The 15,892-nt window shown below is 56.8% G+C and carries 15 protein-coding genes; 10 read left to right on the top strand and 5 right to left on the bottom strand.

Annotation, left to right across the window (positions count from 1 at the left end):
* Window positions 1-163: 163 nt before the first annotated feature.
* Window positions 164-862 (bottom strand): hypothetical protein, encoded by a 699-nt coding sequence (locus FEM03_RS13490; RefSeq protein ID WP_138086800.1) that lies wholly within the window; start codon window positions 860-862, stop codon window positions 164-166.
* A 222-nt stretch (window positions 863-1,084) separates the two neighbouring features.
* Window positions 1,085-1,366, bottom strand: coding sequence for a hypothetical protein (locus FEM03_RS13485; RefSeq protein ID WP_138086799.1), 282 nt, complete (start codon window positions 1,364-1,366; stop codon window positions 1,085-1,087).
* A gap of 237 nt (window positions 1,367-1,603) precedes the next feature.
* Between FEM03_RS13485 and FEM03_RS13480 the strand changes: the two genes are divergently transcribed.
* From FEM03_RS13480 to FEM03_RS13455, 6 genes are all read left to right on the top strand, one after another.
* Complete coding sequence (locus FEM03_RS13480; RefSeq protein ID WP_138086798.1) at window positions 1,604-2,137, top strand: hypothetical protein; 534 nt, start codon at window positions 1,604-1,606, stop codon at window positions 2,135-2,137.
* A 161-nt stretch (window positions 2,138-2,298) separates the two neighbouring features.
* Window positions 2,299-2,742, top strand: a complete 444-nt coding sequence (locus FEM03_RS13475; protein ID WP_138086797.1) for a hypothetical protein — start codon at window positions 2,299-2,301, stop codon at window positions 2,740-2,742.
* A gap of 43 nt (window positions 2,743-2,785) precedes the next feature.
* Complete coding sequence (locus FEM03_RS13470) at window positions 2,786-3,625, top strand: hypothetical protein (RefSeq protein ID WP_138086796.1); 840 nt, start codon at window positions 2,786-2,788, stop codon at window positions 3,623-3,625.
* A 165-nt stretch (window positions 3,626-3,790) separates the two neighbouring features.
* On the top strand, window positions 3,791-4,420 hold the full coding sequence (locus FEM03_RS13465) for a DUF6304 family protein (protein ID WP_166442844.1): 630 nt from the start codon (window positions 3,791-3,793) through the stop codon (window positions 4,418-4,420).
* Window positions 4,421-4,707: 287 nt separating this feature from the next.
* A complete protein-coding gene (locus FEM03_RS13460) occupies window positions 4,708-7,647 on the top strand; it encodes a PSD1 and planctomycete cytochrome C domain-containing protein (protein ID WP_138086794.1) in 2,940 nt (979 codons plus the stop codon).
* Window positions 7,648-9,108, top strand: a complete 1,461-nt coding sequence (locus tag FEM03_RS13455; protein ID WP_240772781.1) for a DUF1501 domain-containing protein — start codon at window positions 7,648-7,650, stop codon at window positions 9,106-9,108.
* 378 nt (window positions 9,109-9,486) lie between these two features.
* On the opposite strand, the gene rnhA is transcribed toward FEM03_RS13455, so the two are convergent.
* Window positions 9,487-10,011, bottom strand: coding sequence for a ribonuclease HI (gene rnhA, locus FEM03_RS13450; protein WP_138086793.1), 525 nt, complete (start codon window positions 10,009-10,011; stop codon window positions 9,487-9,489).
* Window positions 10,012-10,168: 157 nt separating this feature from the next.
* On the opposite strand from rnhA, the gene FEM03_RS13445 reads away from it, so the two are divergent.
* Window positions 10,169-12,919 (top strand): phosphoenolpyruvate carboxylase, encoded by a 2,751-nt coding sequence (locus FEM03_RS13445; protein WP_138086792.1) that lies wholly within the window; start codon window positions 10,169-10,171, stop codon window positions 12,917-12,919.
* Window positions 12,920-13,113: 194 nt separating this feature from the next.
* A complete protein-coding gene (locus FEM03_RS13440; RefSeq protein ID WP_240772784.1) occupies window positions 13,114-13,572 on the top strand; it encodes a thermonuclease family protein in 459 nt (152 codons plus the stop codon).
* A 27-nt stretch (window positions 13,573-13,599) separates the two neighbouring features.
* Here the strand turns inward: FEM03_RS13440 and FEM03_RS13435 are convergent, their stop codons facing one another.
* Window positions 13,600-13,986 carry a hypothetical protein gene (locus tag FEM03_RS13435; RefSeq protein ID WP_138086791.1) on the bottom strand — a complete coding sequence of 129 codons (387 nt, stop codon included), beginning with the start codon at window positions 13,984-13,986 and terminating at the stop codon, window positions 13,600-13,602.
* Between FEM03_RS13435 and FEM03_RS13430 the strand changes: the two genes are divergently transcribed.
* Window positions 13,972-14,223: a hypothetical protein gene (locus FEM03_RS13430; protein ID WP_138086790.1), complete on the top strand. Its 252-nt coding sequence runs from the start codon at window positions 13,972-13,974 to the stop codon at window positions 14,221-14,223. The genes FEM03_RS13435 and FEM03_RS13430 overlap by 15 nt on opposite strands.
* Before the next feature lie 14 nt (window positions 14,224-14,237).
* On the opposite strand, the gene FEM03_RS24435 is transcribed toward FEM03_RS13430, so the two are convergent.
* Window positions 14,238-14,465 carry a hypothetical protein gene (locus FEM03_RS24435; RefSeq protein ID WP_206170997.1) on the bottom strand — a complete coding sequence of 76 codons (228 nt, stop codon included), beginning with the start codon at window positions 14,463-14,465 and terminating at the stop codon, window positions 14,238-14,240.
* Between FEM03_RS24435 and FEM03_RS13425 the strand changes: the two genes are divergently transcribed.
* Window positions 14,464-15,786 carry a PQQ-binding-like beta-propeller repeat protein gene (locus tag FEM03_RS13425; RefSeq protein WP_206170996.1) on the top strand — a complete coding sequence of 441 codons (1,323 nt, stop codon included), beginning with the start codon at window positions 14,464-14,466 and terminating at the stop codon, window positions 15,784-15,786. The two genes, FEM03_RS24435 and FEM03_RS13425, sit on opposite strands and share 2 nt — an antisense overlap.
* Window positions 15,787-15,892 lie beyond the last annotated feature (106 nt).

Below are 15,892 nucleotides of genomic sequence, written 5' to 3'. Positions count from 1 at the left end.
TTGTGGACGTCTCTTACCAGACATTAAGGGACGAATAAATAGAATTCGGGGAGGGGCAGAGTTGGCGGGTGAAAGTGCGATAAAGAGCGCGGGGCGTTAAATAGAAAAATCGGCATGGGGTGGTGAACTCCATGCCGATCTCAGGGTTTGAAAAGGTCGGTGGTCAGGGTTGGACGGTGATGATGAGCACGTCGCTCCATTGCTGGGTGGGTTGTTCTTTGTCGAGGTAGCAGGCGCGGTATTCGCGAACTTCGGGGATGTCAGGGGTGGTGAGGGGGCGGGTGTCGACGTAGGGGCTAAACAAGTCCTGGCCGAGCTGGGTCCAGGCGACTTCGCCGGGTTTGCGGGATTGCACGAGGATGCCGGTCCAGCCGTCTTTGTTCCAACGCCAGGTGACGGAGCCGACCGTGGATTTTTGCAGGACGAGGGTGGGGGCCTCAATGGAGGCGATGGAGACGGCGCTGTCGCCGGTGACGATGATGTTGAGATCCTGACCAATGGCGGTGGTGTAGGAAGGATGGTTTTTGATGGTCTGGACGAGTTTGCGCAAGCGGGGCAGGGCTCCTGGCAAGGGCATCGTCGGGGCGGCGGGGATGGCGGTGGCGCTGGGAAGAGCGCTGAGGGTGCTGCCGCTGCCATTTTTGATCATGTCTTTGTAGCCATAGGCTTCTTCAAGGCCGTTTTTGAGGAGCGGGATGTAGGTGTTGATGAGGTAGATGAGCGCCTGACAATCTTCCTGTGCCTTGGTGACCGCGCCGGTGTCGAAGCCAAGAACGCCGGCGTGGGTGGTCAGTTTGAGGGTGAAGTTTTGCAGCCAGGGGAGAAGCTGGGTATCGGCTTGGGGGACGGGGCTGGAGGCCATAATTTTTTTAGTTAGTTAGGGATTTGGACGTTGGATGTTGAAGAGCGTGTTTGCTCGATCAATGGAGGGGATTTTGACCACTAGTTGAATAGCGCGTCAACCTTCGAGGTGAATTTTTTTGCATGCATAAATTAGTGCAACTAATACCGCTGGGATATGCGAGTTTCGGGGTGAGAGGATTGGGGCTGGCATGGAGAGAGGCGGTGGAGCTGGCGAGAGGGTTTATGGGGTGCGGGAAAGAGATTGTGGAGGGTGGCAGAGGGTTTGCGGCGCCAGCGAGAGGCCTTGCGATGGCGTCGAGAGGAGCGGCGCTGCCGTCGAGAAGGGGTCGGTGGGACCGCGATTCCTCGCGGTGGGAGCGCAAGGACTCTCGGTGGCACTGAGAGCGCTTGCGGTGGCGGCGAGAGCGGTCTCGCCGGGGTCGCGAAGGAGTTGATGGGGCCGCAAGGGCTTGCGATGGGTCCGCAAGCCCTTGCGGAGGGTGCGTAAAAAGGGGGGTGGCACGATTAAAGAGTCGCACGCAGACAGATGACTGCAATTATGAGGTGTCATATTCTGCGGTTGGAGATGCCGCCATTGGCGAGTAGACCGAGAGAATGGGTAGCGAAGATGCGCATAGACATGCAAGCGAACATGGCTAGATTGAAAAACTCGTTGATTGGCGACGAAATCGCTGGATAACGATAGTGGCAAGAACCGGATGTATTACGAATAGCGAGTTCGCCTGAAAAATTCACCCATATGATCGGCAGAAGCACACAGATTATCACCGAGGCTCTAGCAACGGAATGGGTAAGGCATTTCAGGAAAACCCCTTTGGTTACCTCTGCGGCTACACTAACCGCAATTGCGATTTTGGTGGTCGTAGGTATTAAGGTTGACGCACATCAAAAGGAAGTGAGACAAACTGCCCGATTGGAGAATGCAAGCTATAAGGATCAGGTTGACCGTCTGAATGAGATGGAGACTAATGTGACCCAACTGCTTTCGTTTATCGACGGCCAGAAAAGAACCCTGAATGCGACTCAAGACACCATTTCAAAGCTTGAAACTGAACGGGATAGGCTGAAGCCACTTGTGGAGAGCGACAAGAGGGTAGTTGAAGCCGTATTTCAGATTCAAGAGGATCGTGCTAGCGCTAGCATCTGGCGTGAGCGCTGGATTGGATTTGGACTTGGAGTGATTGCTTCCTTGGTTGCTTCATTTATGTGGTTTGTAGTCATGAAGCTCGCTCGCAACCAATCAACCGGAAGCGATTTCGCCCCGAGCGCATGACCCATCCCCAGTGCGAGCCTTCATGATCGCTCCAACATCAACCCGAAGTCGAAGCCTCGCCTACCGTCTGGAGTGCCGTGTCCTTCGACGTTGGACAACACAGTTGAATGCTGGACTCGAAAATCTAGGGACGGACAAATATAAATCAATTGCATAAATTTATGCCTACGGATCCGATCCTTGAGACACTCATCAATATTGTTGAAGCCAGGCACGCTGACGGCAGGCCGCCTTTGGGGCTCCGACTGATGATTACCGTGGGCGGCATGTTCATTAGCGGTGTAGTTGTTTCGCGTGGGATATTTCTTTCACAGGAGCGCCCGCTTCTAAACATTATTCATGAAGCTCACGAGGGGGCAACGCTAGAGATGGCAATTGCATTGGACGTTAGTCCAAGCAGCCTTGAGCGCATTCATCCGCAGTTCCTACATCTTGCCAACGCCTCGTTCTCTGGCCCCTCTGGAGATTGGGATCCGCCGCCCGAGGATTCTGTAGAGTTCTGGCGAGGGCCTCTCGAAAGAATCGACGGTTTCACTCTTGGAGAGTCATTCCGCTCGGACTCGGAAATATTTCCTTGTCGTGATGAAAGACACAAAGCCCAATGAGCGGCCTGAATTACTAGTGACAGACAATCAAATTGAGTAAAGAATGGACCTTGAACTGAAAACTTTAGGGCAAACACTAGCTGTTGGCGGCTTGGCAATATTCCTTGTTATCGTATGGGTTGCAGCATTACTCCGCGATCCTGAATGGCCAATACAAAAATTAGCTAGGATGGATGAGGGGTTTCCACTTATTCGAGGATCGCTATTTTTATCTATAGTATTAGTAACAGGAATTTTGTGTGAAAACTACTCTCGTCGTGTAGCATCGGGACGCGGTCACCTACCATTCAAGGGGATCTTTTCATTCTTCATCGAGAGTGACAAACAAATCAGATTGCGAAGCTTATTAACCGTTCATAAGTTTAAAGACGATTTCATTGAGGTGGCTCTATCTCCAATAGCCGTAGAGACTTTGCAACTTCCGCAGATTGGTTCTCTATTGCCATATCAGCGGGAATCCATTCAGCACATTGTGGATGCATCAAGGCTGTATCCGAAAAATAGAGACCACAGATTCAGAATCAAAGGAATTGACGAATGCAGCATATTTGTAGAATCTATAAATGCGATGTATTACCTTGGAAAAAACGCTGCATTCCGGCATGAGAACCATTTTCTCGAACTTAGAGAAATTGAGGCTAGATTCAATTTTTCCGGTGCTGTAGCTTTTATAGGGCTTGTCGGTTTTCCTATTGGGCTTGTCGTTCTGGCTTTCTCATGGTATCGTAACCGCCCAGCGTTTAGACTGTCGGTCTTTAGTGTGGCTATTTGTATCCTTTTAGCAGTATTTGGACGTTCATCATACGTCGACGAACGCCTTAATTTCAATTTGCGTATTTATGGGTATATGAAAGCAGAAGCGCTTTCAAGACATTCAGAATAAAGCGACGAAAGCAGCTGAGCCGAGCTTTTTAATTAGGCTTTGATCGCAACTTTGTGAATTTCGAGGGGCGGACAAATAAAGATTCACTCGCTTGTCAAATACTGCGCAGAGTAACTTTTTCGCTCACGAAACACGTTCGAGTAAGCACCTAGCGCCATGGCCTTAATGTCTGCTATTTTTAGGGATAAATTTGGGAAGGAGCGCATCGCAATTCAGACCACTGGCTCTGCACTTTCGACAACGATTCGCGGCATTGATTTTTCGGGGACAGATTTTGAAAGCTTGACTCCTGCGACGGCATCGGACCTGTTTGAACTGTGCCATGGTTATCTGTGCGGCTGTGAACTGAGCATCACCATTCCGGCACGCGTGGTTTCTGCAGACGGATTTCGACTGGTTGAGATCCATGCCGAGATCAATCTCGGATATCGGGAGCCACGCGGCGGTCTTTATGCGGCGATTGTCAGAAACAGACTCGCTCTGCCTGAATTCGCCATAATGTCCCGTGGCGATTCTGGCTGGTTCGAGGACGAGCTATTGTCACTCGCAACTCAATTGCCCGATGGTTTCATGCTAGAGGCCTGCATTACATGTGGCCTTAGCGACTACAGTCCCTACGGCCACGGATGCTTTGGCTGCATGGCCTGCTTTCGTGGTGTTGCTGATGAGTATCGACGAGTTCAAACGAAGGCTGGCATATTCGCCATCTGGGATCGTTTGACCGAATACGTTCAAGAGACACACTATTGCCAGCACTATGAGCCACGCCCACTTGGAAGAGGATACCGCGGGTGAATCATGCTCGAACAATACGGATACAGGTAACGGATTGCATGGCATCTGCCGTTTCATCGGCGCGACCTCCTCGCCGTCGCCTGATCCGAAGCGTTCGCCATAAGCTTGAAGATCGTTAGAGCCTGGAATTGTTAAATAGCTCCGCATCCTGGGTTTGGGGCTAGCATGAGTGGTCGCGCTATAAGGGCCTTTCCTGATGTGGGCGAAGTAAAACTTCGCGGTCCCTTTGGCAAAGGCGTGGGGGCGTTAAATGTAAAATTGGTGGGTGGCGGGACGTTCTGTCTTTTGTGAAGGGATATTTTCCAGATTTGATTCGGGGTGTGGGGTGTGGGGTGATCTTGCTTGTGGGAGGGATGGGGATGGGCATGGCGGCGGAGGCGAGTGTTGATGCGGAGGGGGTGGTGTTTTTTGAGGAGAAGATCCGGCCGGTGTTGGTGGAGTATTGTTATGACTGCCACAGTGCGGGGGCGAAGAAGGTGAAGGGGAATTTGCTTTTGGACACGAAGGCAGGGTGGGAACGTGGGGGGGATTCGGGGGAGGCTTCGCTGGTGCCGGGGGATGCGGGGGCGAGTTTGTTGATTCGATCACTGGCGCATGCGGAGGGGGCGGATTTGCAGATGCCGCCGAAGAAAAAACTGCCGGAGCGGGTGATTGCGGATTTTGTGACGTGGGTGGAGATGGGGGCGCCTGATCCGAGGACGGGGGTGGCGGGGGAGGTGAAAAGGGCGGACAAGTCGTGGTGGTCGTTGCAGCCGTTGAAGGCGGTGACGGAGGTTGCGGGGAATGTGGTCGAGGGGAGCGGGGTGATTGATGGGTTGGTTGAGAAGGGGCTGAGGGAGAAGGGATTGGCGATGAACGGGGCGGCGGGGGCGAGGGAGTTGATCCGCAGGATGAGTTATGATGTGACGGGGTTGCCGCCGACGATGGAGGAGGTGCGGGAGTTTGAGTCGGCGTTTGCAAAGGATGAGGAGAGGAGTGTGGTGCGGTTGGTGGATCGGTTGCTGGCGAGTCCGCATTATGGGGAGCGCTGGGGGCGGCATTGGCTGGATGTGGTGCGCTTTGGGGAGAGCCGGGGGTTTGAGCGCAATTTGATCCATGATCAGCTGTGGTTGTTTCGTGATTATGTGATTGGTTCGATCAATGAGGACAAGCCGTTCAACCAGTTCATGGTGGAGCATCTGGCAGGGGATGTGGTGGGGAAGGATGATCCGAAGGTGGAGATCGGCACGGCGTTTTTGACGAGCGGGCCTTATGATGATGTGGGGAATCAGGATGCGCTGGCGCAGGCGGTGATCCGCTCGGATACGCTGGATGACATGGTGACGGCGACGGGGTCGGCTTTTCTGGGGCTGACGGTGAATTGTGCGCGGTGTCATCACCACAAGTTTGATCCGATTCCGACGGAGGATTATTACCGGATCAAGTCGGCGTTTGAAGGGGTGCAGCATGGGACGCGGACCTTGGCGACGGCGGAGGAGAAGCGGCGATTTGAGGCGGTGACGAAGCCGCTGGAGGGCAGGAAGGGGGAGCTGGGCAAGGAGAAGTTGGCGTTGCAGACGGCGATTGTGGAGCGGGCGAAACTTTTGCCGAAGGTGGAGGCGACGAGGCCGGTGGCGAGTGCGCAGTTGACGGAGGAGAAGTTTGAGCCGGTGCGGGCGGGGATGTTGCGGTTCACGGTTTTGGGGACTTCGGCGACGGTGACGTCGGGAGTGAATGGTCGGGTGGATGAGTTTGAGGTGTGGTCGAGTGGCAAGGATTCGAGGAATGTGGCGCTGGCGGCGAATGGCGGGAAGGTGGAGGGCGCGGCGGGTCGGGTGGCGGAGGATTTTGATGGGGCTTATGGGGTGCAGCGGGTGAACGACGGGAAGTATGGGGTGCGGTGGATCATTGGGTCGCCAGCGGTGTTGGTGGTGAAGTTTGCGAAGCCGGAATTGATTGAGCGGGTGACGTTTTCGCATGACCGGCTGGCGGGGAAGGATGAGCCGGTGCCGGGGTTGGGTCCGAGTGTGGTGGAGTATGAATTGGAGGTGAGTGAGGATGAAGGGAAGACGTGGAAGCGGGTGGCGGATTCGTTGGACCGGAAGGCGTTGAATGAGGAGATGGCGCGGGCGCGGACCTTGCGTTTGGGGTCGACGAAGGAGGAGTTGGAGAGGTTGCGTGAGTTGGATGGGGAATTGGCGGAGGTGCAGTCGAAATTGAGTGCGGTGGCGCCATTGCCAGTGGCCTGGGCAGGGAAGTTTTCACAACCGGACAAGCCAACGGTGGTGTTTCGGGGTGGGGATGTGAGCAAGCCGGGGGAGGTGGTGAAACCTTCGAGTCTGGCGGTGCTGGATGCGGTGACGAAGGGATATGAGCTGCCGGTGGAGGCAAAGGAGGGAGAGCGTCGGCTGGCGTTGGCGAAGTGGATGGTGGATGATGGGAATCCGTTAACGGCGAGGGTGCTGGCGAATCGGGTTTGGCATTACCATTTTGGGATTGGGCTGGTGGACACGCCGGGGGATTTTGGGTTTCTTGGCAGCTTGCCGACGCATCCGGAGTTGTTGGACTGGCTGGCGCTGAGGTTGCAGCATCACGGGTGGAAGTTGAAGGGGCTGCATCGGGATATTCTGTTGTCGCGGACTTACCGGCAGTCGGCGAAGTGGGACGAGAAGGCGTCGAAGGTGGACAGTGCGTCGCGTTTGTTGTGGCGGTTTCCGCCGCGTCGTTTGGGGGCGGAAGAGGTGCGGGACACGGTGCTGCTGGTGGCGGGGAGGCTGGACGTGAAAATGGGGGGACCGGGGTTTCGATTGTATGATTACAAGAATGACAATGTGTCGACTTATGTGCCGCGTGAGGTGGTGGGGCCGGAGACTTATCGGCGGGCGGTGTATCATCAGAATGCGCGGGCGTCGGTGGTGGATGTGTTGAGCGAGTTTGATTTTCCCGACACGGCGTTTGCGGCTCCTAAGCGGGCGAACACCACGACGCCGATGCAGGCGCTGGTGATGATGAATCATTCGTTTGCGATGGACATGGCGAAGGCGTTTGCGGAGCGGGTGAAGGCGGAGTTTGGGGGTGATGATGGAGGTGATGTGGAGGGTCAGATTCGCGGGGCGTTTGCGGTGTGTTTTCAGAGGGAGCCGCGCGATGATGAGATATCGGCGGCGCGGGAGTTGTGGCAGGAGCACGGGGCGGTGGCGTTGTGCCGGGCGTTGTTGAACACCAACGAACTGATTTACCTGGAATGAATGAGCGCGATGACGAAGAAGATGAATGAAGACGTTTTGAGTTTTAGTCGGCGCCATTTTATGGGTCGGATGACGACGGGGTTTACCGGCGTGGCGCTGGCGCAGTTGCTGGGGCGGGAGTTGCAGGCGGCGGCTTCGGCTTCGTCGGGATGGGTGCCGGGCGCGCCGCAGTTCAGGCCGAAGGCGAAGCAGGTGTTGCAGATTTTCTGTCCGGGGGCGGCTTCGCATGTGGATTTGTGGGATTACAAACCGGAGCTTTTTAAGCGGAGTGGCGAGGCGATGCCGGGTCCGGCGGAGGTGAGTTTTCAGGGGAAGAACGGACCGTTGATGAGGCCGCCTTGGGACTTTGTGGCATCGGGCAAAAGCGGGAAGATGATTTCATCGTTGTTGCCGCACATGGCGAGGCATGTGGATGACATGGCGTTTGTGCATTCGATGACGTCACGGACCAACACGCATGGGCCTGGGTGTGTATTCATGAACTCGTGTTTTACACGGGAGGGATTTCCGAGTGCGGGGTCGTGGATGAGTTATGCGTTGGGGAGTTTGAATGACAATTTGCCGACGTTTGTGTCGGTGCAGGATGTGCGCGGGGAGCCGCCGAACGGTAAGGCGAACTGGTCGAATGGGTTTTTGCCAGCGCAGCATCAGGCGGTGGCGATGGCGGCGCAGCAGCCGTTGAGGAATTTGGCGAGGCCGGGATCGGTGAGTGAGGCAGAGGAGCGGGCGACGCGGGGATTTCTGGGGAGGATGAATGAGCGGCATGCGGAGATGCATCCGGGAGAGAGCGAATTGCGGGCGCGGATGAGCACGTATGAGCTGGCGGCAAGGATGCAGATGGCGGCGCCGGAGGTTTCGGATCTTTCACGCGAGCCGGCGCATGTGCGCAAGTTGTATGGGGTGGATGATGGCAATGCGCTGAAGGCGGCGTATGCGAAGAACTGTTTGTTGTCGCGGCGATTGCTGGAGAAGGGCGTTCGGTATGTGAGTTTGTATTGTTCTTCGCGGGCGTCGGGGGTGGATGGGTTGTTGAATTGGGATGCGCACCGGACCTTGAAGGCGGATTATGAGAGGCATTGTCCGATTTTTGATGAGCCGACGGCGGCGTTGTTGACGGATTTGAAGCAGCGGGGGATGCTGGAGGATGTGCTGGTGATCTGGAATACGGAGTTTGGTCGGATGCCGACGAAACAGGCGAACACGGATGGGCGGGATCACAATCCGGATGCGTTTACCGCATGGATGATGGGGGCCGGAGTGAAGGGCGGGGTGAGTTATGGGAGCACGGATGAGTTTGGGCGGAAGTCAGTGGTGGACGTGGCGACGCCGTATGATTTTTACGCGACGGTGATGCATTTGTTGGGGTTGGATCACGAGAAGGTGACGTTTTACAATAACGGGGCGGAGAGACGGTTGACGGATGTGCATGGGCATGTGATCGGGCAGGTAATAGGGGGATAAGGAAAGGATAAAGGCGAAAGGATGAGGGAAAAAGGGGTTCAATGTGCCGTCCCAGAGGGACGATTCATCATAGCCCGGCACGATGTGCCGGGTCCGTGAAGGTTTGAAGGGCGTCCTGAGGGGACGCGTCATGCGCTGGGAATAGGGCGGCACGTCGACCCGCATGAAGCGTCCCTTCAGGACGCGTGATCCATCTGGAACCAAACCCGGCACCCTGTGCCGGGCTGCTATGAGTCGTCCCGTTGGGACGGGGGCTCCTTGCGTCACTCCATCACTCCATCACTCCATCACTCCATCACTCCATCACTCCATCACTCCATCACTCCATCACTCCATCACTCCATCACTCCATCATGCAATGCCGGGGGAAGGTGATGGCTAGAGCAGGGAGGGGGAGGTGTCGTTGGCGGCTTTGAAGGCGGTGAGGGCAGAGGCGAGTTCCTGTCGGGTGTGGCGGCTCTTGATGGTCTGCATGGCGAGTTGGGCGAGTTCGTCGCAGCGCTCGTTTTCGGGGTTGCCGGCGTGGCCTTTGACCCATTGCCAGATGACCTGGTGACGGCTGACGGCGTCGTCGAGGGCGCGCCAGAGGTCGGAATTTTTCACGGGTTGTTTGGCGGCGGTTTTCCACTGGTTGCGTTTCCAGCCGAAGAGCCACTTGGTGATGCCGTTGCGGACGTATTGGGAGTCGGTGTGCAGGGTGACGGCGCAGGGTTTGGTGAGGAGCTTGAGGGACTCGATGGCGGCGCGCAGTTCCATGCGGTTGTTGGTGGTGGCGGGTTCGCCCCCGTGGATTTCCTTGCGGTGTTTGCCGTTGAGGAGGACTGCGGCCCATCCGCCGACGCCGGGATTGCCGTGGCAGCCGCCGTCGGTGTAGATGATGACTTGTGGGGTGGCTTCGGCCATGATGGGGGGTTCATGGTCGAAGGGGATTGGGGTGGCAAGTGGAAGATGGTTTTTTGACAGCTGTCTTTTTGCTTGCATGGATGGGTCGGCACGGGGATTGCTGAACAAGTTGGTCCACTTGTGTTTTCATTTTTTGATTCTGCTTTGATTTTTTCTCATGTCCGCTACCCCGACGCCTGATTATCTGGAGATTGGTTTTGCCCGTATCGATCACGATTTGATGTTTTTGATGGAGTCCTTTGCGGAGGTGCTGGGGGAATTGGGGCTGGGGGAACTGGCCGAGCATCTTCCCTGGGTGGGCAAGATGAAGGACCTGGATGAAGACGGGGTGCCGGACAAGCTGAACCTGGCTTATGCGGTGGCGTTTCAGCTGTTGAATTTGGTGGAGGAGAATGTGGCGGCTTGGGTGCGGGAGCAACGCGAGGAGCATGAGGGCGGGGCGGCGGAACGCGGGTTGTGGGGGAATCAGCTGGAGCGATTGAAGACGAAGGGGGTGACCGAGGAGCAGTTGATCGCGATGCTGCCCAAGGTGCGGATTGAGCCGGTGTTGACGGCGCATCCGACGGAAGCAAAGCGGCTGGCGGTGCTGGAGCATCACCGGACTTTGTTCAGGTTGTTGCAGAATCGGTCGGATCATGCGAGGTCGCCGCAGCGGACTCGTAAAGAAGTGAAGGCGGCGCTGGAGAGGTTGTGGAGGACGGGGGAGATTTTGTTGGAGAAGCCGACCTTGAGGGATGAGCGGCGCAATGTGCTGCATTATTTCCGCGAGATTTTTCCGGCGGTGTTGCCGGAGTTGGATGAGCGTTTGATGCTGGCCTGGAAGGAATCGGGTTTTGACGTGGAGAAGCTGAAGGTGTCGGGCGTTTTGCCGAAGGTGCGCTTTGGGACCTGGGTGGGTGGGGATCGCGATGGACATCCTGGCGTGACGGCGGAGGTGACGCTGGAGTCGCTGGAGCGTTTGCGGGTGAATGCGCTGGTGGTGCATTATCGCGGATTGAGTGCGTTGGCGGAGAAGCTGACGTTGACGACGTGGATGCAGAATCCGCCGGTAGGATTGTTGGAGTTGCGGGATCGTTTGGAGGCGGCGTTGGGATCGGAAGCGGTGACGCAGGCGGAGGAGCCGTGGCGGCAGGTGGTCGAATACATGATGGCGAGGCTGCCGGTGAAGGTGGCGCCGGGGCATTTATCGGAGTTGCGGGAGGGGACGGGCGTTTATGTGTTTGCGGCGGAGTTGAAGGCGGACCTTGAGGCGTTGCGCTCGGCGTTGTGTGAGACGGGGGCGTTGCGATTGGCGGAGGCGGATGTGGATCCGCTGTTGCGGGCTTTGGAAGTGTTTGGCTTCCACATGGCGACGCTGGATGTGCGGCAGAATTCGGAGTTTCACACCAAGGCGCTGGTGCAGTTGATGGCGGCGGCTGGATTGGATGGGAGTGACTGGGATGAGTGGAAAGAGGAGGATCGGTTGCGGTTTTTGGAGAAAGAATTGAAGTCACCACGGCCGTTCTTGCCGCCGGGTTCGTCGGCGGGGAACGAGGCGGATGCGGTGCTGGCGTGTCATCGCGGGGTGGCGGCACACATGGCGAAGTTCGGTTCGGAAGGAGTGGGGGCGTTGATCGTGAGCATGACGCGTCGGCTTTCGGATTTGTTGATGGTGCATGTGCTGGCGCGTGAGGCGGGGTTGATGCGCCGGACGCCGGAGGGGATGTTGTGTTTGCTGCCGGTGGTGCCGTTGTTTGAGACGGCGGATGATTTGGCGGGCGGGCCGGAAATGTTGAGGATGTTTGTGGAGCAACCGTTGACGCGGCGGAGTCTGGAGTTTCATGCGGAGGAGCGGGGTCAGCCGGGACGTTTGATCCAGCAGGTGATGGTGGGCTATAGCGACAGCAACAAGGATGCGGGGATTCTGGCGAGTCAGTGGGCGTTGCATCAGGCGCAGCGGGCCCTGGCGAAGACGGGCAAGGATGCCGGAGTGGAGGTGCAGTTTTTCCATGGTCGGGGTGGCACGGTGAGCCGCGGCGCGGGTCCGACTCACCGCTTTTTGGATGCGTTGCCGCATGGTTCATTGTGTGGTGACACGCGTGTGACGGAGCAGGGCGAGACGATTGCGCAGAAGTATGGGAATCGTTCCACGGCAGCGTATAACCTGGAGTTGTTGCTGGCTGGCGTGACAGGCACGGCGTGTTTGCATGCGAGGGGCGAGAGGCCGCCGCATGTGCTGGAGCCATTGGCGGAGAAGCTGGCGAATTCGAGTCGCGTGGCTTATCGGAAGCTGTTGGAGGCGGAGGGTTTTATGGCGTTTTATCGTCAGGCGACGCCGATTGATGCGCTCGAGCACAGCCGGATTGGGTCGCGTCCTTCGAGGCGGACTGGCCAGGCGAGTCTGGCGGATTTGCGGGCGATCCCGTGGGTGTTTGCGTGGAACCAGTGCCGGTTTTATGTGCCAGGATGGTATGGCGCGGGGAGCGGGCTGGCGGCGTTGAGTGAGGAAGAGTTTGCACAGCTTTCGGACGAGCTGAGGTCATGGCCGTTTCTGCATTATGTGATCACCAACGTGGAATCGTCATTGGCGAGCACGGATCGTGATTTGATGACGGCTTATGCTGACTTGGTGGAGGATGATGGATTGCGTGAGCGGTTGTTTGGAATGGTATTGGCGGAGTATGATTTGACGCGCAAGATGCTGGAGAAGTTGCGTGGCGGGGAGCTGGAGGCGAAACGGCCGAGGATGTGGAAGACGTTGGAGTTGCGAGCGGAAGCACTCAAGGTGTTGCATCATCAACAGATTGGATTGCTGCGCCGCTGGAGGGCCTTGCACAAGGCGGAAGATGAGGCGGGGGCGACGGCGTTGTTGCCGGAGGTGCTGCTGAGCATCAATGCGATCGCGAGCGGTCTGCGGACGACGGGCTAGGGCAATGGTAAAATTTAGCACCAGATGGCAGACGGCATTGAAGTTTCTGTGCGAGGTCTGTCACTGTCTCGCTGGGGCAGGGCTATGTCTCAGGGAGTGAGTCGCATGAAGCGCTGAACCCATGGCTTTGTAGATAAGTGGAAATAAACAATAAACTGACATTGATAAGATGAGCTAAAGTATGACGGTTGGAGGTGTTGCTCCGGCTGGCCCTCTTCCTTTTTTGTGTTCCATGCCTTTTTGCGGAGGAGGGGACGATTCGTGCACGGGTGGTTGGGGTTCATGATGGGGACAGCATCACGGTTCTTGCTGCGGAGAAGGTTGAGATCAAAGTCAGGCTTGAAGGGGTGGATGCGCCGGAGTTGAGGCAGGACTTTGGCCGGGTGGCGAAACAGGCGCTGAGTGAAGCGGTGTTTGGGAAGACCGTGACGTTGGTTCCCTCTGGACGGGATCGATACCGGCGTTTGCTCGCGAGGGTGGTTTATCGCGGACGGGATGTGAATCTTGAAATGGTGGCGACCGGCATGGCCTGGCATTATGTGCGATATAGCAAAGACGCGAAGCTGGCGGCAGCGGAGCGCGAGGCGCGGTTGGCGCGACTTGGATTATGGAGTCAGCGGGGAGCCATTCCGCCGTGGGAATGGAGAAAGTGATGAAAGGTTAGGGAACGGATGTGGGATTTAGCGTAACTGGCGCAACAGGTTGGTTCGTTGGGCAATCAACCGGTCCAGTTCGATGACATAGCGTCTGGTTCGGGCGGTGTGAGCGGAACTGCTGCCGCGTTGACGTGCCAGCTGATCGCGCATTTGTGATTCGTCGATCTTTTGCTGGAGTTCGTTGATCTGCTGTTCGATGGCGGTGACACGTGCCTGAATTTGAACTTGCTCCGGGGTGAGCGGCGGAGGTGGTGGGGGTTCGACAAGGGGAGGTGGCGACGACTGGGGGTTGGGCAAGGGGGTGGTATTGGGTGGCGCTGGATCCATCGCAGGTTCGATATTTGTGATGGCGTCGGGCGTTGTGGTGATGATGTTGCGACCGTTGGTGATGGTGAGTTGATCGCCAGACATGGAAATGATGTGAACGGGGGATCCTTTGGGGATGGATGTGATGCCATCACCGGTGGAATCGATAATGTCGACCGCGGCATAGACCTGGCTGGAATTGTTTCTCTTGGAAATCTCTGCGGCTTGTTCGGCGGCGACTTCGACAGCGTGTCTTCGGATGGCTTCGATGTGAATTTTCACTTGAGCAACCAGTGGCGGATCCTCGAACAGGACAAATCCAAGGGCAGCGATGGCGAATAGCAGCAAGATCGCTCTCATACGGGGCAGGTTGAATGAGTGTAGGCAGAGATGTCGGTGGAGGCAATGGCTATTGCCGATGCTGCTTGCAGGGGGGTGAGGATGCCGACGTGACAATGATTGAAATTGGGGGTCGTCAAGTTGGAGGGGGCTATGTTAGGCTTTGACACGATGATGAAGCGATTTCCCTTTTTGATGCTGATGGTCTCGACCTGCGTGGTGTTGGCAAATTCAGGCATAAGCATGGCGGATGAAACGGAGACATGGCCGCAGTGGCGTGGTCCTTCCGCGGATGGGGTGTCGGCCGATGGTCGTCCGCCGCTGGAGTGGAGCGAATCGAACAATGTGCAGTGGAAGGTGAAGATTCCCGGCAACGGCAGTTCGACGCCCATCATTTGGGGGAACCAGGTGTTTATCACGACGGCGGTGTCGACGGCAAAGGCGGGTGACAAGGCATCGACTCCGCAGGCGGTGGAGATTGAGGCTCCGGCTCCAGCGACGCCGGTAGATGGGGAGCGTCGCCGACGTCGGCCGGGTGGTGGAGGGGGGATGCGTGGGGAGGCACCGGATCATCCTTATGAATTTGTGCTGATGTGTCTGGATCGGAAGACCGGTGGGGTGATCTGGCAGAAGGTGGTGACGCAGGAAAAACCGCATGAGGGGCATCATCATGATCACGGATTTGCATCGCATTCGCCGATCACGGATGGTGAGCGGGTGTATGCGTATTTTGGATCGCGCGGGCTGCATTGTTTTGACATGGACGGGGCGTTGTTGTGGTCGAAGCAGTTGGGGCAGATGCAGACGCGGAACAGTTTTGGTGAAGGCAGTTCACCGGCGTTGGTGGGGAAGGTTTTGGTGATCAATTGGGATCATGAGGGAGCGGATTTTGTGGTGGCGCTGGACAAGGTGACGGGCAAGGAACGTTGGAGAAAGGAGCGTGACGAACCCACCAGCTGGTCGACACCGCTGGCGGTGCAGCATGAGGGCAAATGGCAGGCGGTGGTGAGCGCGACCAACAAGATTCGCAGTTATGATGTAGAAACGGGCGATGTGATTTGGGAGTGTGGTGGCATGACATTGAATGTGATTCCCACGCCGGTGGTGAAGGACGGAGTGTTGTATGCGGCGAGTGGTTTTCGTGGAAATGCACTGCTGGCGATCAAGCTCGGAGGCAAGGGAGATTTGACCGGCACGGATTCGGTTTTGTGGTCGCACGATGCGCGGACGCCGTATGTGCCTTCGCCAGTTTTGTATGAGGACCGGCTGTATTTCTTCTCTGGCAACACCGGGATGTTGTCCTCACTGGACGTGAAGACCGGGGCGGTGAAGATTGACGCAGAACGGGTTCCGGGTCTGACGGGGGTGTATGCTTCTCCGGTGGCGGCCGCTGGTCGGCTTTATCTGACCGGGCGCGGTGGAGAGGTGGTGGTGATCAAACCAGACGATACGTTGGAAGTTCTGGCGAGCAACAAGCTGGATGACCGGTTTGATGCATCTCCAGCCGCAGTGGGGAATCAATTGTTCCTCCGCGGGCATCAATATCTCTATTGTTTGAGTGAATAGCGGCAACCGCAGGCTGTTTGTCCGCTTCCCATTGAAGTGCAGCGGAAGCGAACAAAAAAATGCGCGAGCGTTGCCGCCCGCGCATGATTGAAAAATTATTTGGATG

Origin of the sequence: Phragmitibacter flavus (assembly GCF_005780165.1) — a bacterium.
Classification (GTDB): Bacteria; Verrucomicrobiota; Verrucomicrobiia; order Verrucomicrobiales; family Verrucomicrobiaceae; genus Phragmitibacter; species Phragmitibacter flavus.
Note: the sequence above shows the minus strand (reverse complement) of the source record. Positions and strands in the feature narration are given on the sequence as shown.